The organism is Pseudarthrobacter sulfonivorans, assembly GCF_014712225.1.
Classification (GTDB): domain Bacteria; phylum Actinomycetota; class Actinomycetes; order Actinomycetales; family Micrococcaceae; genus Arthrobacter; species Arthrobacter sulfonivorans.
Window position 1 is genome coordinate 105,475 of sequence record NZ_JACXBW010000003.1, and the last position, 19,926, is coordinate 125,400.

The window sequence follows — 19,926 nt, forward strand, 5'->3', positions numbered from 1 at the left end:
GTTACGGGTTCTTCAGGAGCGTTACCGGTTCTTCAGCAGGCGTTCCACGCGGGGTTTGACCTCTGTGGCCAGCAGTGTGATTGATTCCAGGAAGTGTTCGTGGGGCAGGCCGCCGATGTCCATCTGCAGGAAGTGGCGCATGTGTCCCATGTGCCCGTGCAGATCCACCACGCGTTGGGCGACTTCGTCCGGGTCGCCTACGTAGTACGCGCCGGGGAACGCGGCCTGTGCCAGGAAGTGGCGTTTGTCCGGCGCGGGCCAGCCCCGGAGCTTTCCCATTTCGATGTTGAGGTTGTACCAGCCGGGGTAGAAGCGTTCCAGTGCTTCCTTCTTGGTCGGGGCGATCAGGCCGAGGGTCGCCACGGAGACCTTGATGTCGTCGCCGGTGTGACCGGCCTTCGCGGCGGTGGCCCGGTAGAGCTCTGCCAGTGGAGCGAACCGCGAAGGTGTTCCGCCGATGATGCCGTAGGAAATGGGCAGGCCGAGCTCCCCGGCGCGGACCGAGGATGGGGCGCTGCCGCCGGTGGCCAGCCAGAGGGGCAGCCTGCCGTTGACAGGCCGGGGCACGACGGCGAGATCGTCGAGTGCGGGCCTCACGGTTCCGGACCAGGTGACGTTTTCGGTTTTGCTGCTGTTGATGGCCATCAGCAGGTCAAGCTTTTCGGCGTAGAGCCGGTCGTAGTCACTCAGGTCGTAGCCGAACAGCGGGAACGTCTCAACGGAGGATCCGCGGCCGGCGGTGATTTCGATCCGGCCGCCGCCGGAGACAGCGTCAGCGGTGGCGAACTGCTGGAACACCCGCACCGGGTCATCGGTGCTGATGATGCTCGCGCCGCTGCCCAGCTTGATCTGCTTGGTGGCGGACGCTGCTGCGGCGATCACGGTTCCCGGTGAGGAGGCCGGCATGTCCACGGTGTGGTGTTCGCCGATTCCGAAGTAGTCCAGTCCGTTCTGGTCCGCGAGGACGATGGCCTCGTGGAGGTTGCGGATGGCCTCGGAGGTGGGCCTGAGGCTCCCGTCGGGATTGCGCGGGGTGTCGCCGAAGCTGTAGGCGCCGAGTTCCATGATGTTCTCCTGAATGCAGTGCTGTGGGTGGTTGAATGCCGGGGTTCAGGCGCGGGCAGGTTCGCGCAGCGCGGCCAGGATGGAGCGCAGCTGGTCCGCCGTGTGGCTGCCGTTGAAGATCTCGGTGCCCGGCTGGAAGCTGCGGCCGGCAGCGAGCGGCCCCGCGTCCACCGCGTCGTAGCCGATCCGGTTGATGAATCGGCTGACCAGCTCCTTCGCGTCCTGATGGTCACCGGCCAGGGCGAGGGCCCGCCGGCGTTCAGAGCCGGGTTCCTGGCCGTCAACTTCGAGGTCGTGGTAGCCGATGTGATTGAGCGTCTTCACGACGTTCGAGCGCGCCAGGTACGCCTGGACGATTTCGCTGCTCGTCCTGTCTTCGTTCTCGAAGTCGTCGATCTCGCCGTCCACTGGTGCCCAGTAGTTCATCGCGTCGATGACCGTCTTGCCGGCCAGGAGTTCCGGGTTTAGCGTGCGGTATTTGTGCAGCGGCACCGCGACGACCACGATGTCCGATCCCGCCGCCTCGGCGGCCGTGACCGCGATCGCGCCGGGCGTCATGATCTGCACCATGAGCGCGATGTCGTCAGCCGGCTGGGAGGTGGCGACCAGGACGTCGTAACCGGCCTTGAGCGCCTGGCGGCCGACGGCGGTTCCCACCCTTCCCGCGCCGAGGACCCCGATTGTCCGGGGTTCTGCCGGGTGATTCTGCGGAGCGCTCATGCTGTCGACCTTCCGGGATGTAAATATGTTGTTGGACAGACTATATTCTCAACAGAACATCTGTGCAACTTCACGGTTGGCGGTATGATGTGGTCATGACCGAAAGCACTCAGACCAGCACTGGAATCACGACTGCAGCCGTTCCAGGCGACCTGGGGTGGCACCTGGGCATGGTGCTGCGCGGCTACCAGACCCGGTTTGAGGCCGCCGTTGCCGAGATGCCGGCCGGCATCCGCGGCTTTCAGGTGCTCTCCGCCGTTGTGCATAAAGATCCGCCGAACCAGCAGGCTCTCGGGGCCCATCTGGCCATCGACAGGACCGTCCTGACCTATCTGCTCGACACCCTGGTGGACGCCGGTGTTGTCGAACGCATCCCCGACCCGGCCGACCGTCGGGCCCGGAAGATCATCGCCACCGAAAGCGGTCGGCAGATGCTTGTCACGTATGAGGAACGAGTTGCCGCCGCCGAAGCGGAACTCCTTGGCGGGCTCGAAGAGGACGACGCCCGGTCCCTCGGGGTCCTCATCGGCCGGCTTGCAAGAAACGTCCACCGAACCCAGCCCGGGGCTAGTCCCTGCGAAGCAATGGACAACCTCTAAGGCAATGGGAGACGTGCGTCTCTTGGCCGCGTCCGGTCGCGTGCCGTAGGCCACTACATGTAGTGGTCCGGGTCGCTTTCCCGGACCCTGGCAACGGGGCTCGACACGCCGTCCAGTAAACGACACGCGGGCCGTTAAATGTGGCTAAGTACTCCACAGGGTGTGGATGAAGCTGGCAAAAAACGCTGGAATCCGGGACATTTTGAAGCGCCCGCCTGTGGATTAAAAGTGCATTAAATGACATACTTGTAATACATCATCTTGGGGTTCCGAAGAGCCGTCTGCACTACATGTAGTATCGACGTACAGCTTGGGCGGGACAAAGACGAGCGAAGATTTCGATAAAGGGGACAGGGACTATGACCGTTACGGTTTACACCAAGCCTGCGTGTGTGCAGTGCAACGCGACGTACCGAGCGCTGGACAAAAAGGGCATCGCATACCAGAGCGTTGACATCTCCCAGGACGCCGATGCGCTCGAGCGCCTGAAGGCACTTGGCTACATGCAGGCACCTGTTGTGGTCACCGACCAGGACCACTGGTCAGGCTTCCGCCCGGACAAGATCGAGGAACTGGCCCAGGCTGCAGTTTCCTCCGTGGCTTAGCCTCCACTTCCCGCCAGCCGGCAATTTTCGAACCCACACATGAGGTGACTCCCGTGGCAGCACTGGCAGAGGCCAGGGCCCAGACGGCCCCGTTGCCGCCTGTCACCACCCAGAGCCGGCTCATCTATTTTTCCTCCACCTCCGAGAACACCAGGCGCTTCGTCATGAAGCTGGGCATCGACGCGGCGCGGATCCCGCTCCAGGCAAAGGACGCGCCCCTTCTTGCTGCACAGCCGTACGTGCTGGTGGTTCCTACTTACGGCGGCACCGGGGGAGAGGGCTCAGTGCCCAAGCAGGTCATCCGCTTCCTGAACAACCCGCAGAACAGGCAACTGGTCCGCGGGGTCATCGGTGCAGGCAACACAAACTTTGGGGACAACTACTGCATGGCCGCGGACATCATCGCGGCGAAATGCCACGTACCCCGGCTATACAGATTTGAACTTATGGGCACGCCAGAAGACGTTGCCCGCGTAAACAATGGATTGGACACGTTTTGGACACGACTGTCGCAGACACAGAAGTAACCAGGGCCGAAGGCCAGGGCACCCGCGCGGGTGCCGCCGTCGAGAAGCCCGAGATGCCGGCCGCCTACAAGGGGCTGGGCTATCACGAGCTCAACGCCATGCTGAACCTGTACGGCCCGAACGGCGAGATCCAGTTCGGGGCGGACCGCGAGGCCGCCCACCAGTACTTCCTGCAGCACGTGAACAACAACACCGTCTTTTTCCATGACCTGGAAGAGAAGCTCGAGTACCTGGTCAAGAACGACTACTACGAGCGCGAAACGCTCGACCAGTACACGATGAACTTCATCCGTGAGCTGTTCAACCGCGCCTACAAGAAGAAGTTCCGCTTCGAGACCTTCCTGGGCGCGTTCAAGTTCTACACGTCCTACACGCTGAAGACATTTGACGGCAAGCGCTTCCTGGAGCGCTACGAGGACCGCGTCTGCATGGTGGCCCTGCACCTGGCCCGCGGCGACGAGAAGCTCGCGCTGCAGATGGTGGACGAGATCATCGAAGGCCGCTTCCAGCCGGCCACCCCCACGTTCCTGAACGCCGGCAAGAAGCAGCGCGGCGAGCTGGTCTCCTGCTTCCTGCTGCGCATCGAAGACAACATGGAGTCGATCGGCCGGTCCATCAACTCGGCCCTGCAGCTCTCCAAGCGCGGCGGCGGTGTCGCGTTCGCGCTGACCAACATCCGCGAAGTTGGCGCCCCGATCAAGCAGATCGAGAACCAGTCCTCCGGCGTCATCCCCGTGATGAAGCTCCTCGAGGACAGCTTCTCCTACGCCAACCAGCTTGGTGCCCGCCAAGGCGCCGGTGCGGTGTACCTGCATGCGCACCACCCGGACATCTACCGCTTCCTGGACACCAAGCGCGAGAACGCGGATGAGAAGATCCGCATCAAGACCCTCTCGCTGGGCGTTGTCATCCCGGACATCACGTTCGAGCTGGCCAAGAAGGACGAGGACATGTACCTGTTCTCCCCGTACGACGTCGAAAAGGTCTACGGCATGCCGTTCTCCGACGTCTCGGTCACCGAGAAGTACTACGAGATGGTGGACGATTCCCGGATCAAGAAGACCAAGATCAAAGCGCGTGAGTTCTTCCAGACGCTCGCCGAGATCCAGTTCGAATCGGGCTACCCGTACATCATGTTCGAGGACACCGTGAACCGGGAGAACCCGATTGACGGCAAGATCATCATGTCCAACCTGTGCTCGGAGATCCTCCAGGTTTCGCAGCCCACCACGTACCACGATGACCTGTCCTACGACCAGACCGGCAAGGACATCTCCTGCAACCTGGGTTCGCTGAACATCGCCAAGGCCATGGACAGCCCGGACTTCGGCCTGACCATCGAGACGGCCATCCGGTCCCTCTCGGCAGTGTCGGACATGTCCAACATCACGTCGGTTCCGTCCATCGCCCGCGGCAATGACCAGAGCCACGCCATTGGCCTCGGCCAGATGAACCTGCACGGCTACCTGGCCCGCGAGCGGGTCCACTATGGTTCCGAAGAGGGCCTGGACTTCACCAACATCTACTTCTACTCGGTGGTCTACCACGCCATCCGGGCCTCGAACCTGCTGTCCATCCAGACCGGGCAGACCTTCGGCGGCTTCGAGAAGTCCAAGTACGCTTCGGGCGAGTTCTTCGACAAGTACACGGAGCAGGAGTGGGTGCCGCAGACCGAAAAGGTTGCGGAGCTGTTCAAGAACATCCACATCCCCACGCAGGAGGACTGGCGCGAGCTGAAGGCCTCGGTCATGAAGCACGGCATCTACAACCAGAACCTGCAGGCTGTGCCGCCGACCGGCTCGATCTCCTACATCAACAACTCCACCTCCTCGATCCACCCGGTGGCGTCCAAGATTGAGATCCGCAAGGAAGGCAAGCTGGGCCGCGTGTACTACCCGGCGCCGTACCTCACCAACGACAACCTGGAGTACTACCAGGACGCGTACGAGATCGGCTACGAGAAGGTCATCGACACCTACGCCGCCGCCACCCAGCACGTGGACCAGGGCCTGTCCCTGACGCTGTTCTTCAAGGACACCGCCACCACGCGCGACATCAACAAGGCCCAGATCTATGCCTGGAAGAAGGGCATCAAGACCATCTACTACATCCGTCTCCGCCAGCTCGCGCTGGAAGGGACGGAGGTGGACGGCTGCGTCAGCTGCATGCTTTAATGTTCAACTAAATCGGTGACAGTACGACGGCGGGCGGCCGCCCGCCGTCGTACGCTTAACTTCAAAGAACAAACCCAACATTTTTAGGGGATGACATGACCGAAAAGGTCAAGCTGCTTAGCCACGTCGAGGCGATCAACTGGAACCGCATCCAGGACGACAAGGACGTGGATGTCTGGAACCGCCTCGTCAACAACTTCTGGCTGCCGGAGAAGATCCCGCTGTCCAACGACGTGCAGTCGTGGGCCACGCTGACCCCGGACGAGCAGCAGCTCACCATGCGCGTGTTCACGGGCCTGACCCTGTTGGACACCATCCAGGGCACCGTCGGCGCAGTTTCCCTGATTCCGGACGCGATCACCCCGCATGAGGAAGCCGTCTACACGAACATCGCGTTCATGGAGTCGGTGCACGCGAAGAGCTACTCCTCGATTTTCTCCACGCTGGCCTCCACCAAGGAGATCGACGAGGCCTTCCGCTGGTCCACCGAGAACGTGAACCTTCAGAAGAAGGCCCAGATCGTCATGGACTACTACCAGGGCGACGATCCCCTGAAGCGCAAGGTGGCCTCCACCCTGCTGGAGTCCTTCCTGTTCTACTCAGGCTTCTACCTGCCCATGTACTGGTCCTCACGCGCCAAGCTGACAAACACGGCTGACCTGATCCGCCTGATCATCCGCGATGAGGCCGTGCACGGCTACTACATCGGCTACAAGTTCCAGAAGGGCCTGGAAGGCCTCTCCGAGGAGCGCAAGCAGGAGATCAAGGACTACACGTTCGAGTTGCTCTTCGAGCTCTACGAAAACGAAGTCCAGTACACCCACGACCTCTACGACTCCGTCGGCCTGGCCGAGGACGTCAAGAAGTTCCTGCACTACAACGCCAACAAGGCCCTGATGAACCTGGGCTACGAGGCCATGTTCCCGGCCTCCGTCACCGACGTGAACCCGGCCATCCTCTCGGCATTGTCCCCGAATGCTGACGAGAACCACGACTTCTTCTCCGGGTCAGGTTCGTCTTACGTGATCGGCAAGGCCGTTAACACGGAAGACGACGACTGGGACTTCTAGGACTTTTACTCGTCACTGCATGAGCCAAGATTGAGATTGAGAATCAAAAAATTGTTGGTCCACCGGAGGGGGCGGAGTGGCGGAGTCCGTTTGGACCCATCAGAATAAGGAGTGGCAGAAGACCTTGGACCTGGCCCGGCGCTTCGGGTGGTCCAGTGAGAAAGCCACCAGTCACGGCGGTTTGACCTTGATTTGCCCCAGTGCTGATCCCAACCACAAAATTCGGGTCTTCTCAACCGGGAAGGGTTCGGAAGGCGTGGCCCGTACATCCCGTAAAAGGGTCGGGCGGTGTGAACATCGTGACTTCAGGGACCCTCTTGGGCGGGTAGAGACTGCACTGGAGGAAGCTGCCAAGCTTCTTAGGGCGGCCAAAGCTCTTCTCGAGAGGAACGATGCCCAACAGTCGATGCTGGAAATCTTGGAGCTTGCCTCCGAGCAGCTTGCCGATGCGGAGGCGGCGTTCGATGAGGCCAACCAAGACCTCGACAATGCACAGGACCTGGTTGGTGAGCTTTTGGGGGCCGAGGGCGCCGATGCCATCCCCTCAGATCTGCTAGGTGTCGCAGGTTCCCAACTTCGAACAGCCGAGCTTACGCTCAGGGAGCTGCCGTCAAAGGATGCAACAGTCGAGCGGCTGGGTATTTGGCTGGACGAGCTGAAGAGCCAGCGTGTCGCCCTTAGGGTGTGGGCGAATCGTTACGGCTCTGTACCTAAAGATGGCCCATAGTTGGTTGGCAGTTGCCAACTGCTGTGGGATAGTTAGAAACAGCTATACATCTTGGGGAGTGAAAATGATTGAAATAACCCTGCGCGTATCCGGTATTGATCTAGAGTCTGAAGCTACTGAAAACGTCTTGGCCGAACAATTTTCCGACACGTTTTGGGAAACGGTGGATGGCATGGTCACGGTGACCGCCTTCGTTGAGCGCAGGGATGCGGTCGCCGAGGTTATCGATGTTGCCCGCCGCCTAGAGAAGCAGTTGGACGGTCTTAAAATTGTTGGTGTACATCGCGACTTGGTCGGTGTAACTGACATTGCTCAACGCGCCGGCGTCAGCCGGGAAGGGGCGCGAAAGTGGACCGCGGCCAAGGATTTTCCAGTGCCATTTGATTACATTGGTGCCGGGTCTATGAAGATATGGGCGTGGACGGAGATCGCCTCGTGGCTCAAGTCTGCTCGCGAACTTGACTTGGAAGAGGATCTTCCAAGTCTCGAGCTGATGACGCAGATTGAGAATTGCCTGATGCGCAATCCTGATCACACGTCCGTGCAATGGCATCAAGCCGTGATGAAGTTGCCGACGGTTCAGCCGAAGTTTCAGACCGTTTTGCCAGCCGTCCGCGTTAGCGCGGGCGGCCGTGCCCAGAAGGTCGTAACAGCTGTTTACGACCTTGTGGGGGCGGCCGCCCATGTCTAGCAAATTGAATCGGAGATATTGTGACCTTGCTGCGGATCCACGCTGAGCCGGAGGACGCTGCCGTAAATCCCTCTGAAGTAGCTGCCCTCGTAGCTGCGACCGAGCCGGTACAGGTCCGTCTGGATGAAGTCCATGCCGGGCCGGTCCAAAGCGCTGCCGCTGACATGACAGTGAAGCTAGTTCGTGGCGAACCCGGGTTCGCCTACGATCCCGAAGCAAATGTCCTGTTGGTTCGGCTGGAACACGTACTGAGCTGCTTTGCTGGCCAGGGCGAGGACAACGCGACAATTATCCGGGCAAACCACATTGTGGCCTTCAGTGTTATTGGGGAGCTTGACGTCAGCGCCGCGACAGTTTCGGCTTGGATTGAGACCAATGTCTACTTCATTGCTTACCCCTACATCCGTCAGTTCTTTACTCAACTAACTTCCGCACTCGGTCTGCCGCCTGTGGTTCTTGGTTACATGAAACGAGACGAGTGGCCGTTCGCGGATGCAACGTCAGAGTCCACAGTTTCTGCGGAAGAACCCGTCAACGTTAACTAGCTGTTGAAGCCCTAGCCCAGGCTGGGGAAATGCCCAACCTGGGCTGTTGCTGTGCAGCCGGGGCCGCAAGACCAGGATAACGGGGTCGGCTGAACGTCGCTCGATGTTTAGCCCTCGACGCAGCTCCACTCCCAATGGACCCGTGCCAGTCCATTCGCCGTTGAGGCATCGCTCTGTGATGACAGGCCAGGGGTCAAATGTCTTCCTTTGAGATCGTGGGGCTCACAGCGTTCTCTCGAGGTTGTACTTGCCTAGGGACATTGCGGGCTACGCCCGTGCCTCGGCAAACCGCGGCGCCATGGACTCCATCTGCTCCATGACGAGCTTGATCGCCTCCGGCTGCTTGTCCGGCGGATATCCGTTGAGGACCAGCAGCCGTTTGATGGAAGACCGGAGCTTAGCCCGGACATCGTCGCGCACGGTCCAGTCGGTCCGCACGTCGCGCCGCATGACGTTCACAAGCTGCCGCGCGATCTCAGCCAGCTTCCCCTCTCCCTGGACCTCAACCGCCGATTCGTTAGAAGCCACAGCATCGTAAAACGCGAGTTCGTCCGAGTTCAGTGGGGGAGTGAAGTGCGCTCCACGGTTACCTTCAGCGGCAACGTCGCGCGCCAGCTCGACCAGCTCAGCGATGACTTCAGCTGACGTCAGCTGCTGGTTAGTGTACTTCTTCATCAGCTCGGTAATCCGCTCTGAGAACGCCCTCTGCCGGATCACGTTGTTGCGCGTGGACGCGGCCGACTCATCCGCAATGAGCTTCCGCAACGCTTCAATAGCCAGTTGCGGATTCCGTGCCCTCTGCGTCTTGGCGATGAACTCGGGCGTCAGGTCATCCAGGGACGGCTTCGGCATGCCCGCCGCGTCGTAGATATCCAGCACCTCGCCCGACGACGTGGCGTTGGCAATGAGCTGACCCAGTAGCCGCTGGATCTCCTCAGGAACCGGTTCACCGCTGGCCTGTCGGTCGGCAGCGTCGTACTTCGCCATCCAGACACGGATTTCCTCGTATACCTGGATCTCCGGCCGCAGCTCCGCCAACGTATCCGAACCGGAGCACAGCGCCCAAGCACGCGACAACTGGCTGGAGAACCTGCGGTACTGAGAAGCAACCGACTCCTCCCCGTCTGCCGGCTGGTTGCCGGGCGTACCGGGATTGCGGAGGTAACTGACTGCGCCCGTGACTGCGTTGAGGAACGCCTTCGGGCCGCCCTTCATCAGCACAGCCTTCCAGTCGTAACCAGCCAGCAAGGAACGCAGGGATTCCACGAGGGAAACCGTCAGTCCGACGGCTTCGTCGATGTTCTTGCCCACCGGCTTGTTCGCCCGGTCCGACTGCGTGTACTCGCCCAGCGCCTTCGCCAGGTTCTCCGCCAGCGGCGCGTACGCCACCAGAAGCCCGTCCTGCTTGCCGCGGAACGTGCGGTTCACTCGTGCCAATGTCTGCATCAGCAGCGCGCCCTTGAGCGGCCGGTCCAGATACAGCGTATGCAGCGGCGGGGAGTCGTAGCCGGTGAGCATCATGTCCTTGACGATCACGAGTTCCAGCTCGTCGTCCACATTCTTGAGCCGCTCCTTCACCTGGGCGTTCAACGAATCGCGGCGCACATGGTCGGACACCGGCGGTGAATCCGTCGCGTCGCCCGAGTACACCACCTTGATCTTGCCCTTGGATAGGTCGTCTGAATGCCAGTCGGGCCGCAGCTCCACAATGGCGGAATACAGTTTCGCGCAGATCTCCCGCGTTCCGCCGACAATCATCGCCTTGCCGGGCGCCTCGATGAACTTGGCCATCCGCTCGCGCCGGTTCTCCCAGTGCGCCGCCAGGTCCTCGGCGAGCGCGGCGATCCTCTGCGGGGCACCATAAACGGCATTGACGACGGCGACACTCGCCTCAAGGCGTGCGCGTTCGGTGTCATCCAGACCAACCGTGGCCTCGTCCGCGGCCTGGTCAAGAATCTCCTCCGTGACGTCTGAGGCCAGTCCTACTTTGATCAGCCGCGGCTCGAAGTACACCGGCACCGTGGCACCATCTTCTACCGCCCGCGAGAGGTCATAGATATCGATGTAGTCCCCGAAGACGTCTTGGGTGTTGCGGTCGTCGAAGGATATCGGTGTGCCAGTGAATGCGATCAGGGTCGCGTGCGGCAGCGCGTCACGCAGGTGCCGGGCATAGCCGTCCAGGTCGTCGTAATGGGACCGGTGGGCCTCATCAACCACGACAATTATGTTGCGCCGGTCGGACAGCAGCGGGTGGTCGGCGCCGGCGTCCTTCTCCGACTTGCTGCGGCCGAACTTCTGCAGCGTGGTCGGCCACCATGGTCCACCGGTCGGCGATGGGCACCTCTGCAAAGGACGGCCCGAGCACCCACAACGCCTGGGGTTCGCGCGGCTTGGCGCGTAGCAGGCCCGGCTGCAGCCGGATGATGGCGCGGACCCTGCCGGACCGCAGGAGGTCCGAGCGGAGGTTGCCGTCGTCTCCGTCGAGGGCGTCGCACACGACGCGGGCGGAAGCGATGACCACCGCCCGCTGGGCGTCGTCCATTTGCAGCACGATGTTCTCGATGCCCAGCAGGATGCCGCTGGTGTTCGGGGACGGGTCGCCCGGGGCCGGGTATTGCGCCACGTGAACCGCGGGACCGCTGACTGCGAATGCTCCCTTGGCGTCCACCTTCACCGGCTCGTTGTCCGCGCCATGTACGGCCAGCCGCCGGCGCGCCTGCCGGGAGGCGCTCCCGTGGTGGTCTGCGGTCAGGAGCGTGATGGGACGCGACTCGCCGAACCGTTCCACGATGCCGACCATGACGTCGCTCCCGCCCGGCGTCGAGTCGACGATGACGGTCCTGCCGTCCAGCGTGGAGGCCAGCTCCATCGCGGCCGCCCCCATAAGCGTCAGCGCGGCCTCTGTCAGCGCCGTGTCTGACTGCTCGCGCAGCCCGTCCTTGAATCGGTGGGCAAGCAGCTTTTCGAACGCGGCCGGCGCACTGAAGGCGCTGTCCGCCAGCCTGTCGGCGAAGCTTGCCAGCCCGGTCAGCGCGGAGCCGAGGGCTTCAAGCTCGCTGTAGAGGAACACATCGTCCGGGTCGGCTTCATCGGCGGCGTCCAGGAGTTCCGCGGCGGTTTTCTGTGCCAGAGCCTCCCCGGTGATGACTTTTAGGGCGAGGAGCGAGGTCAGGCCGTCGAACGTCTGACGGCTGTCCCAGTGGGCTGCGGCTGCTGGTGCAGTAAGTTTCGCGAAGACCGCGACGTCGTTCCGCGCCTCCGGGTTGTTGCCGCGGCCAGTGGCCTGGAGCCAGGCGGTGACGTGATCGGCGTCGAACATCTCGATGCCGTTGATTCGCTCCGCAGCCGTCGGGAACGGAAGCGGACCTCCGCTGCTGCGCTTGCGCCACATGGACACAACCGGCCGCTGAACCTGGGCCAGCGAGGCGACATCGGAGAGCGTCATGCGCAAGGTCTGTGTTGAAGTCTCCAAGGCTGCCCCCTTCAGTCGTGATGGTCCCACCAGCCTATTGGTCCGAAGCGACATTCCTCGCTTTGCACTGATAACCCGGGTTATCAGTGACCCAAGGCCGTTGCATCGGTCGATGACCGTAGGTTCGTTCTGCAGCCAAGAAGGAATCTTCCGGAGCTGCGACGGTGGCGGGAGACCGCACATTGGGGGATCAGCATCCCGCCACCGTTCAGCTGTGATCCACGAACAGAGGAAGAGAACATGTTGAACACGGACGACGCCGGCACACCGCTGCCGGACACGGCGGAACCTTCGGAGCTCCAGGCCCAGCCGGAAGCTGCCGCACCGAAACGCAGCCGGAAGAAGCGCATCCTTGTGGCGACGGCCGCCGTCGTCCTTCTTGGTGGCGGTATCGCCTTCGGCACGGTACTTCCCGACCCGAAGGCGAGTGAGGCCTACACCGCTCTGGCTGGTGAGAAGGAAACGGTCGAAGTTGAGCGTGACGCAGCTCTGAGCAGTTACGCGTCTGTGAAGGGCAAGTACGACACCCTCCAGAACGGCATTGCCTCCCGTGAAGCCAAGGTCTCCACCAGGGAAACCGAGGTTGGGAAGGCAGACGCCGCGGTCAAAGCAGCCGAGGCTGCCGTGAAAGCCCGCGAAGAGGCCGTGACCGGGGCCGAGAAGGCGAAGGCTGCCAACACGGTGGGCGACGGCACGTGGACCGTGGGCTCCGACATCGAACCCGGGACGTACCGTGCCGCCGCAGCCGTGGGATCCACGTGCTACTGGGGGATCTACCGCAGCGGCAGCAACGGCGGCGACATCATCGAAAACGACATCCCTGGTGGTGGCCGCCCTGTGGTCACGCTCTCCCCGGGCCAGGACTTCAATTCAACCCGCTGCGGCAAATGGGAAAAGCAGTAACTCCGCAGTCACACCACACCACACTCTCGAAAGGCACCACCATGTCACACCAGAACTTTGATTCAGTCCCGTCCGCGCCGTTTGCTCAGGCCCCGGCCAAGCGCCGCCCGTTTTACAAGAAGAAGCGTTTTGTGATTCCTGCCGGCGTCCTGCTGCTCGGCATCGTCATGGGTTCGTGCTCCAGCGGCGGCAAGCCTGTGGCGGATTCCAGTCCCATCGCCTCTGCCGCTGCCTCCGCGGCTCCTGCTGAGGCAGCCGCGCAGCCGGCGGCAGCACCGCCGTCGGCCGCTCCAGCACCGGCGGCTCCGGCGGCACCCGCGGTGGGGACACCCTTCGCGGTGAAGATGAAGAACGGCGATGTCGCTAGGATCACCATTGTTTCCGCTGTCCGCACGGACGCAGTGACCACCACTGCCTTTGCAACGCCGCCGAAGAACGGGACTTACCTGCTCCTGGACGTGCTGTGGGAGACCGAGTCCGGAAAGACGAGCTCGAACCCGCTCTACTTCTCGGCCAAGGACGCCGGCGGCCGGAAGGCTGACCTGAACATGTTTGCCGACAACCAGCTGGGCTCCGGCGATGTACTGCCGGGGGACAAGTCCCGTGGGTTCATCGCCTTCGACGTGGCTCCCGGGGCGGCCACGGTGATCATCTCCGATCCGTTGCTGCAGGAAGCGGCGCGGATCCAGATTCCGGGCTAGGCGTGACCTTGGGGGAAGGAGACCTTCGGTTTAGCCGACACCCTGTCCTTCCCCCTGCGGCGCGATTTACGCTCCGTGCTCCCACACCTGAATAACACCTTTTAATAATGCGCAGCTACGACCCGCTGCGCCCTCACCCATACGTCCCAGCTTTTATAGCAACATAGATCCAGCAATCACAGTCGAAACGGAGAATCCCATTGAGCACATACACCGACCCGTTCGTAGATGCCGCACTGCCGATGAGTGCGTACGAGGGGCAAGTGTGGGACAAGCTCAACGAGCACTGGCAGAGGCGTAACAACCGCCGTGGTCTGCCGAACTGGGCGAGCGGCGCGCTCGAGCGCACCAGCGATGTAACGGGCAAGGCCATGAGCAGAGTTACGGCAGCTGTGCCAGACGGGGTCAAGGAGCCCATTCGCCGTGCCGGCGACGCTGTCGCCACCGCAGCCGTGCGACCAGCGCTCGAAGGCGCGGCAGCGCTTCTCGAGCTGGTCAACGACTGGGCTATGGAACTTAACGACCCTGAGGGCGTTGAGAAGCTGGCCCGCAAGCGAGGTCTCGACCTCAACAGTTTCACGGAACTGCGGGAGCACGACCTTAAGGTCTGCGACCGACTGCTGAGATTCAACACCCTCACTTGGCGGACTGCTGGCGCGCTGGAAGGTGGGGCAATGGGTGCGCTGGCTATGGTTCCTGTGGCCGGTATTCCTGCCGCTATGACAGCCGACATTCTCGTCATCCAAGTCCTGAGCACATCGATTGCGTCGCGCATCGCGTACTCCTACGGCTACGACGCTAAAGACCCCGATGAGCAGATCTTCATCCAACGCTTGGTACGCCGATCATTCATGGCGCAAGCAGCCAAGGTCGAGCCGCTGCGTGACGTCGCCCGTGCCGCCGAAGCTATCAAAGGACGTGTTCGATGGTCAGACAAACTCCGCGCCGACCACCGTCTGCTGGCCGCCCTCGAGAAGTTACTGCAGCACCTTGGTCCGGCTGGCTCTAGGGTTCCGGTTCAGAACGTTGCAAAGGTGGTGCCGTTCGTGGGCATCCTCATCGGTGCCGGCATGAACTCCGCAGTCCTCGGCAATGTAGCCGCCGACGCGCAGCGGTACTGCCAAACCCGGTTCCTGTGCGAGAAGTATGGGTTGCCGTTGCCGGCCGCGCTCGCAAGCGATTCAGACAACGAGCCCGTAGCCGAGGCTCGTTAGGCAAGGGCAGCTGTTCCGATTTGCATGTGTAACGGAAGTGGTCGCAGTTCAAGTGCAGGAAAAGGCCAGAGGAAGCAGTGGTTTTGCGCTAGAACGAGTTATTGAGTTGCGAGAACCAAGTAGCGTATGGGCATGCGAATAGTCTCCTGGAACTGTGCCATGGGTTATGCCAAAAAGCGCTGGCTGGTGGAGGCTCTTCAGCCCGATGTCGCGGTCTTGCCGGAGGTTTCGCAGAAACATATCGCTGAAACGGATGCTCCGTTCAATGCCTGGATCGGTTCCAACCCTCACAAAGGCCTCGGCGTCATAGGTTTCACCGACCGCTCCTACGTACTCCATGACGCGGGACGTCTCCTGCCCTGGCATATTCCGTTCACTGTGGACGGCGTGAATATCGTCGCGCTATGGGCCCACGTCCGCGACAAAGACCTGAAATATGTCCGGGTCACTCACGAGGTTGTCGATCGGCACGCTGACTTCCTGTCGTCGGCACCTTCTCTGCTTATCGGCGATTTCAACAGCAACACCATCTGGGACAGGGAACACCCGGGACGAAACCATTCCCTGTTGGTCGACAAACTTCACGGACTCGGACTCCGAAGCGTTCACCATCGGACTGAAGGCATCGCTCACGGCGTCGAAATTACCAAAACCTACTATCACACCAAGAAGCTGCACTTCGGACACCATATTGACTACGCCTTCCTCCGCGGCGCATCAGCGACCCTCGAGATCGGCCGGCACGAGGACTGGCTGCAGTTCAGCGACCACATGCCCCTGATTTTGGACATTGAACCTTTACAACGTGCCTCCGTTTATGCGGCCCCCGCTCTGGAAAGTCCTCATGCATGAGTGCTGCCATCCGCCCCTTCTCGTCCTGACCCTGGAGGATGATTTGCCAACCGATACCCGCTAATTCGTTTTCGGCGACGAGGTCCACCGCGTTCTGGTCGGGGCCCGACTCCTGCCAGAGCTGCAGTCCTGCCTGTCCCCCCGGTTGCATGACAGTGGAATGTTGTGCTTTTCCCGCCCGGGGGGGCTGGACGGGCATTCGCCTGACAGCCGCCGCGGACCCGGTCAAACCAGCCAGCGCCACCAGCGTGGCCGCTCCGGTTCCGGCGTCGGTTCCGGCTCCGGCTCCTCGCCCAAGGCCAGCGCGGCCTCGACGATGTCGTCCGCCGTGAGCGTCATGACGGCCTCACGATCGAGCGCGTCGAGACTTTGTTCCTCGTCGAGCGACAGCCGCAGCGCCTGACGGTTGAGCGCCTGCTCGAACAGCGTGCGAGCGAAACGTGCGTTGCCGGAGTCCTCGCCCGCGTGGAGCCCGGTGAAGATGCGGCGAAGCACCTGGTCCGCACCCGGCTCCAGCCTGTACTCGTGCTGGGCCAGCATTCGGTGGAAGATCGTCTGTAGTGCGTCGACGGAGTAGTCGGGGAACGTGATCTCGCGGGCGAACCGGGAGCGCAGTCCGGGGTTCGAGAGCAAGAAGGACTCCATCAGCCGCGGGTACCCGGCCACGATCACGACAAGGCGATGGCGGTGGTCCTCCATCCGCTTGAGCAGGACCTCGATCGCCTCGGGGCCGAAGTCCATCCGGCCGTCCTCCGGGGCCAGCGCGTAGGCCTCATCGATGAACAGGACGCCGTCCAGCGCACGCCGGATCACCCGGTCCGTCTTGATGGCGGTGGTGCCGACGTACTGCCCAACCAGGCCCGAACGGTCGACCTCGACCAGATGGCCTTTCTGCAGCAAACCGACCGCGCGGTACATCTCGGCCAGGAGCCGTGCCACGGTGGTCTTGCCCGTGCCCGGGTTTCCGAGGAACACCAGATGCTGTGATGTGGCCACCTCCGGCAGGCCGTGCGCCTTACGGCGCGCCTGGACCTGGAGCAGTGCGACGAGGGCCCGCACCTGTTCCTTCACCGTCTCCAGTCCAACCAGCGCGTCGAGCTCGGCCTGCACCTCGGACAGCGGCCGGGCCGGCCCCGGCCTAGGACCCACGAGATCGCCGACCAAGTCGTCGACGCGCTCCGCACCGGGCAGCTTGAGCTGATCGGCAAGGCGGCCGATCGTTTCGCGCAGGTCGTCGAGCGGATTGCGGCTGGCAGCCATGCATCCACTGTAGTACTGGATTCCCGACCGGGGATGGGGTTGGCCTCACCAGCTCCGGAATCAAGCACGATGGGCTCCGCCGCTACCTCAAGATTCATGCCATCAACGTGACACAGCCTGCGATGCCCGTAACCGTGTTTCCCTTAGAACAGCGGCCAGGGCACCGCCGGCATCTCACCGCTCGGAGCCGGGAACCGACGCGCAAAGCTCAACCGGGCGCAGCGCGCGGCGACCGACGCAATTTCTTCGGCGGTGAGCAGGTCCGCCAGGTCTCGGCCCAGCTCACCGTCCAGTCCTTCGCTGACACGATCGATGCCCGCAAGTTCCTCGAGGGTCAGAGCGTCTCCCAGCCACCCCCACAGCACCGTGCGCAGCTTGTGGTCACGGTGAAAGGTGAGCCCGTGGTCCACGCCGTGCCGGTGTCCGTCCGTGATGGCAAGGATGTGATCGCCTTTACGGTCGGCGTTGTTCACGACGACGTCGAACACCGCCATGCGTCTGAGCGCCGGAGAGTCCTCGTGTATGAGGGCGACCATCCGTCCATTCTCATCCTGACCCTCTAGGACGTGTTTCCAGCGGATCTCCGGTACGTCGTCCGACGCAACGAGGTCCACCGCGTTCTGGTCGGGGTCTGTCTCCTGCCACAGCTGCACCATCCCTTCGCCGAACGGACCATCGCGCAGCCAGGTGCGTGGCACCACATTCCAGCCGAGGACCTCCGAAACCAGGTACGCGGCAACCTCCCGGTGGGCAAGGAAGCCGTCGGGAAAATCCCACAGCGGTTTCTCCCCGGCTATCGGCTTGTAGACGACTTTCGTGTCCCCGATGCTGCCCAGGAAGGTGGCGTTCGACGCCGTCGTGATGCGGCCGGTAAGCGTCAGCTCGGCAGTCAGCAGGTCGGGCGCCGGCATCAGACCTCGGGCAGGGTGCAGACGTGCCCGTCAGCGTCTACGGGGTAACCGCAGAGCGGGCATGCGGGACGCCCGGCGCCCACGATCTCACGAGTGCGCTTGGCGAATGCGCGGGCGGTGCCGACCGGCATCCGCACCAGCAGCATTTCGGGCACGTCAGCGTCGTCCTCGTCAAGCGACTCGTCGTTGCTATCAGGGTCGACATCGGTGATCGGGTAGGCCTCTATCACCACCTGCGCCGTCGCCGGGTCCCAACCTAAACTCATGGCGCCGGTCCGAAACTGCTCCTGAACGGCCTCCAGCTGGTCATTGTCAACCAATTCAATGGGGGTACTGGTGGGAACGCTGTGGGGGTTGCCCTCGACGGTGAGGAGTTGGTCGAGAATTTCGTCGATTTTATCGGCGAGCAGAGCCGACTGCTGCTTCTCCATGGCGATACTTACGATCTGCGTCCCTGCGCGCACCTGCAGGTAGAACGTGCGCGCCCCCGGAAGGCCAATGGTGCCAACGACGACCCGATCAGGCCAAGCAAACTCATGAACACGTGTAGGCATATGAGCATTTTAGGCATATGAGCTTCATGGCGCCCCCTGCCCTGCACCGCCGCCCACCGGCGCGTCGCCAGAGTTGAGGCCGTTCGACAGCCATGACAGATCCCCCGCGTCGGTGTTTGTCGCGTAGACGCCCGGCCGACCAGCGCCGTAGTGCACGATCGATACGGAGGCAGGGCCCACGTTAATACGCTGGAACAGGTCGAGGTGCATGCCGAGCGCGTCGGCGAGGATTGACTTGATGATGTCACCGTGACTCACCGCCACCCACACGGCCCGCGTCCCGTACTCGGCTTCAAAGGCTGCATCGTGGCGTCGAATCGCTGCCACCGACCGAGCCTGCATCGCGGCCATGGATTCACCGCCGGGAAAGATGACGGCGGACGGCTGCGATTGCACGGCCGACCACAGATCTTCGGTTGCGAGATCACTGAGCGTGCGGCCCTGCCACTGGCCGTAATCGCACTCGGTTAGATCGGATTCCAACGGCGCGTACGGAGTGCCAGCCTGGCGATCAAGGATGAGCTGGGCGGTCTGCTGACAACGCTCGAGAGGGCTCGATACCACCCCGACGACGGGCACGGCCGCGAGCCGCTCTCCGGTCAAAGCCGCCTGCTCGCGCCCGAACTGGTCCAGGCTGACACCGGCGGCGCGACCGGCCAGCAGTCCGGTGGCATTGGCTGTGGTGCGGCCGTGCCGCACGAGAATAACTGTCGCCATCCACCCAGCCTAACCATCCGCTCGACCGCTGTTTACCCACACTTTGGAAATTTGCTGTTGCCGGGAACCAGGCACGCCGTTCATCCTTCACCGAATCCCGGCGTCAGTACGGTTGGTTGTCTGCATCCGCGTTACCGGTGCAAGTGCTCCCGCCAGTCTGCCGGTACCTTGCCTGCCGGTGCAGGTGCCGGCTGCTCGAAGGGTCTGGACTGGGGATCCGGAAGGCGCGGGCCGCGGAAGAACTTCTTCGTGGTGTGCACGTAGAACCAGTTCTCCCCAGGTTCAAAGGACCTCATGACGGGGTGACCGACGGTCCGCGCGTGGGCACTGGCATGCTGTGAGGGTGATGAATCGCAGCAGCCGATGTGGCCGCATTGGGCGGAGCGGCGAAGATGCAGCCACCATCCTGGACCGTCACCGCCGAGGCAATCCAGACACCCTGTTCCACTGGGTGTGGCGATGAGGCTGATTCCCGGAATGGGGCGGTCCTCCATGGGTCCTCCATTTTCATCGCTCAGGTTCTGCTCAGCTCATCCCGTTCGCCCGCCGTCGGGAGCTATTCTGGCAGAATCTCCGCGCCCTTGGAATGAAAAGGGTCGAAGGCGGCAGCAGAGCCTCC

At 62.4% G+C, this 19,926-nt stretch carries 20 protein-coding genes and 1 pseudogene; 12 read left to right on the forward strand and 9 right to left on the reverse strand.

Annotated elements, in window-relative coordinates:
* Positions 1-21 precede the first annotated feature (21 nt).
* A complete protein-coding gene (locus IAQ70_RS04855) occupies positions 22-1,065 on the reverse strand; it encodes an LLM class flavin-dependent oxidoreductase (RefSeq protein ID WP_190988193.1) in 1,044 nt (347 codons plus the stop codon).
* A gap of 45 nt (positions 1,066-1,110) precedes the next feature.
* Positions 1,111-1,785, reverse strand: a complete 675-nt coding sequence (locus tag IAQ70_RS04860; RefSeq protein WP_190988194.1) for an NADPH-dependent F420 reductase — start codon at positions 1,783-1,785, stop codon at positions 1,111-1,113.
* A 95-nt stretch (positions 1,786-1,880) separates the two neighbouring features.
* Here IAQ70_RS04860 and IAQ70_RS04865 point away from each other — a divergent pair, with 95 nt between their 5' ends.
* From IAQ70_RS04865 to IAQ70_RS04900, 8 genes are all read left to right on the forward strand, one after another.
* A complete protein-coding gene (locus IAQ70_RS04865) occupies positions 1,881-2,384 on the forward strand; it encodes a MarR family winged helix-turn-helix transcriptional regulator (protein WP_190988195.1) in 504 nt (167 codons plus the stop codon).
* Positions 2,385-2,743: 359 nt separating this feature from the next.
* A complete protein-coding gene (gene nrdH / locus IAQ70_RS04870) occupies positions 2,744-2,989 on the forward strand; it encodes a glutaredoxin-like protein NrdH (RefSeq protein ID WP_190988196.1) in 246 nt (81 codons plus the stop codon).
* A gap of 53 nt (positions 2,990-3,042) precedes the next feature.
* Positions 3,043-3,516, forward strand: a complete 474-nt coding sequence (nrdI, locus tag IAQ70_RS04875; RefSeq protein WP_190988197.1) for a class Ib ribonucleoside-diphosphate reductase assembly flavoprotein NrdI — start codon at positions 3,043-3,045, stop codon at positions 3,514-3,516.
* Positions 3,517-3,569: 53 nt separating this feature from the next.
* Entirely contained in the window at positions 3,570-5,690 is a 2,121-nt protein-coding gene (nrdE, locus tag IAQ70_RS04880; RefSeq protein WP_190988466.1) for a class 1b ribonucleoside-diphosphate reductase subunit alpha, read from the forward strand.
* Between the two features lie 95 nt (positions 5,691-5,785).
* Positions 5,786-6,760: a class 1b ribonucleoside-diphosphate reductase subunit beta gene (gene nrdF, locus IAQ70_RS04885; protein ID WP_024368367.1), complete on the forward strand. Its 975-nt coding sequence runs from the start codon at positions 5,786-5,788 to the stop codon at positions 6,758-6,760.
* 124 nt (positions 6,761-6,884) lie between these two features.
* Positions 6,885-7,487, forward strand: a complete 603-nt coding sequence (locus tag IAQ70_RS04890) for a hypothetical protein (protein WP_190988198.1) — start codon at positions 6,885-6,887, stop codon at positions 7,485-7,487.
* A gap of 64 nt (positions 7,488-7,551) precedes the next feature.
* Positions 7,552-8,178: a helix-turn-helix transcriptional regulator gene (locus IAQ70_RS04895; protein ID WP_190988199.1), complete on the forward strand. Its 627-nt coding sequence runs from the start codon at positions 7,552-7,554 to the stop codon at positions 8,176-8,178.
* A gap of 20 nt (positions 8,179-8,198) precedes the next feature.
* The gene (locus tag IAQ70_RS04900; protein WP_190988200.1) at positions 8,199-8,723 is read left to right on the forward strand and encodes a hypothetical protein; all 525 of its coding nucleotides are present in this window, start codon (positions 8,199-8,201) and stop codon (positions 8,721-8,723) included.
* Positions 8,724-8,990: 267 nt separating this feature from the next.
* Here the strand turns inward: IAQ70_RS04900 and IAQ70_RS04905 are convergent.
* Positions 8,991-11,051, reverse strand: a pseudogene (locus IAQ70_RS04905) (type I restriction endonuclease subunit R); the annotation flags it as partial.
* On the reverse strand, positions 10,933-12,195 hold the full coding sequence (locus IAQ70_RS04910; protein ID WP_223858909.1) for a hypothetical protein: 1,263 nt from the start codon (positions 12,193-12,195) through the stop codon (positions 10,933-10,935). The gene IAQ70_RS04910 and the pseudogene IAQ70_RS04905, both read right to left, overlap by 119 nt.
* A 240-nt stretch (positions 12,196-12,435) precedes the next feature.
* On the opposite strand from IAQ70_RS04910, the gene IAQ70_RS04915 reads away from it, so the two are divergent.
* The 4 genes from IAQ70_RS04915 (at position 12,436) to IAQ70_RS04930 (ending at position 15,865) form a co-directional block, all read left to right on the forward strand.
* On the forward strand, positions 12,436-13,098 hold the full coding sequence (locus IAQ70_RS04915) for a flagellar basal body-associated FliL family protein (protein ID WP_223858916.1): 663 nt from the start codon (positions 12,436-12,438) through the stop codon (positions 13,096-13,098).
* A 41-nt stretch (positions 13,099-13,139) separates the two neighbouring features.
* The gene (locus IAQ70_RS04920; RefSeq protein ID WP_190988201.1) at positions 13,140-13,799 is read left to right on the forward strand and encodes a DUF4352 domain-containing protein; all 660 of its coding nucleotides are present in this window, start codon (positions 13,140-13,142) and stop codon (positions 13,797-13,799) included.
* 200 nt (positions 13,800-13,999) lie between these two features.
* Positions 14,000-15,013, forward strand: coding sequence for an EcsC family protein (locus IAQ70_RS04925; protein ID WP_223858918.1), 1,014 nt, complete (start codon positions 14,000-14,002; stop codon positions 15,011-15,013).
* A 132-nt stretch (positions 15,014-15,145) separates the two neighbouring features.
* On the forward strand, positions 15,146-15,865 hold the full coding sequence (locus IAQ70_RS04930; RefSeq protein ID WP_343998353.1) for an endonuclease/exonuclease/phosphatase family protein: 720 nt from the start codon (positions 15,146-15,148) through the stop codon (positions 15,863-15,865).
* A gap of 225 nt (positions 15,866-16,090) precedes the next feature.
* On the opposite strand, the gene IAQ70_RS04935 is transcribed toward IAQ70_RS04930, so the two are convergent.
* The 5 genes from IAQ70_RS04935 to IAQ70_RS04955 form a co-directional block, all read right to left on the reverse strand.
* Positions 16,091-17,125, reverse strand: a complete 1,035-nt coding sequence (locus IAQ70_RS04935) for an AAA family ATPase (RefSeq protein WP_190988203.1) — start codon at positions 17,123-17,125, stop codon at positions 16,091-16,093.
* Positions 17,126-17,268: 143 nt separating this feature from the next.
* Positions 17,269-18,036 carry an SCO1664 family protein gene (locus IAQ70_RS04940; RefSeq protein WP_190988204.1) on the reverse strand — a complete coding sequence of 256 codons (768 nt, stop codon included), beginning with the start codon at positions 18,034-18,036 and terminating at the stop codon, positions 17,269-17,271.
* Positions 18,036-18,590, reverse strand: a complete 555-nt coding sequence (locus IAQ70_RS04945; protein ID WP_190988205.1) for a DUF3090 domain-containing protein — start codon at positions 18,588-18,590, stop codon at positions 18,036-18,038. The genes IAQ70_RS04940 and IAQ70_RS04945 overlap by 1 nt, the downstream gene beginning before the upstream one ends.
* A 24-nt stretch (positions 18,591-18,614) precedes the next feature.
* Positions 18,615-19,307 (reverse strand): MSMEG_4193 family putative phosphomutase, encoded by a 693-nt coding sequence (locus IAQ70_RS04950; RefSeq protein WP_190988206.1) that lies wholly within the window; start codon positions 19,305-19,307, stop codon positions 18,615-18,617.
* 131 nt (positions 19,308-19,438) lie between these two features.
* The gene (locus tag IAQ70_RS04955; RefSeq protein ID WP_190988207.1) at positions 19,439-19,801 is read right to left on the reverse strand and encodes a UBP-type zinc finger domain-containing protein; all 363 of its coding nucleotides are present in this window, start codon (positions 19,799-19,801) and stop codon (positions 19,439-19,441) included.
* Positions 19,802-19,926 lie beyond the last annotated feature (125 nt).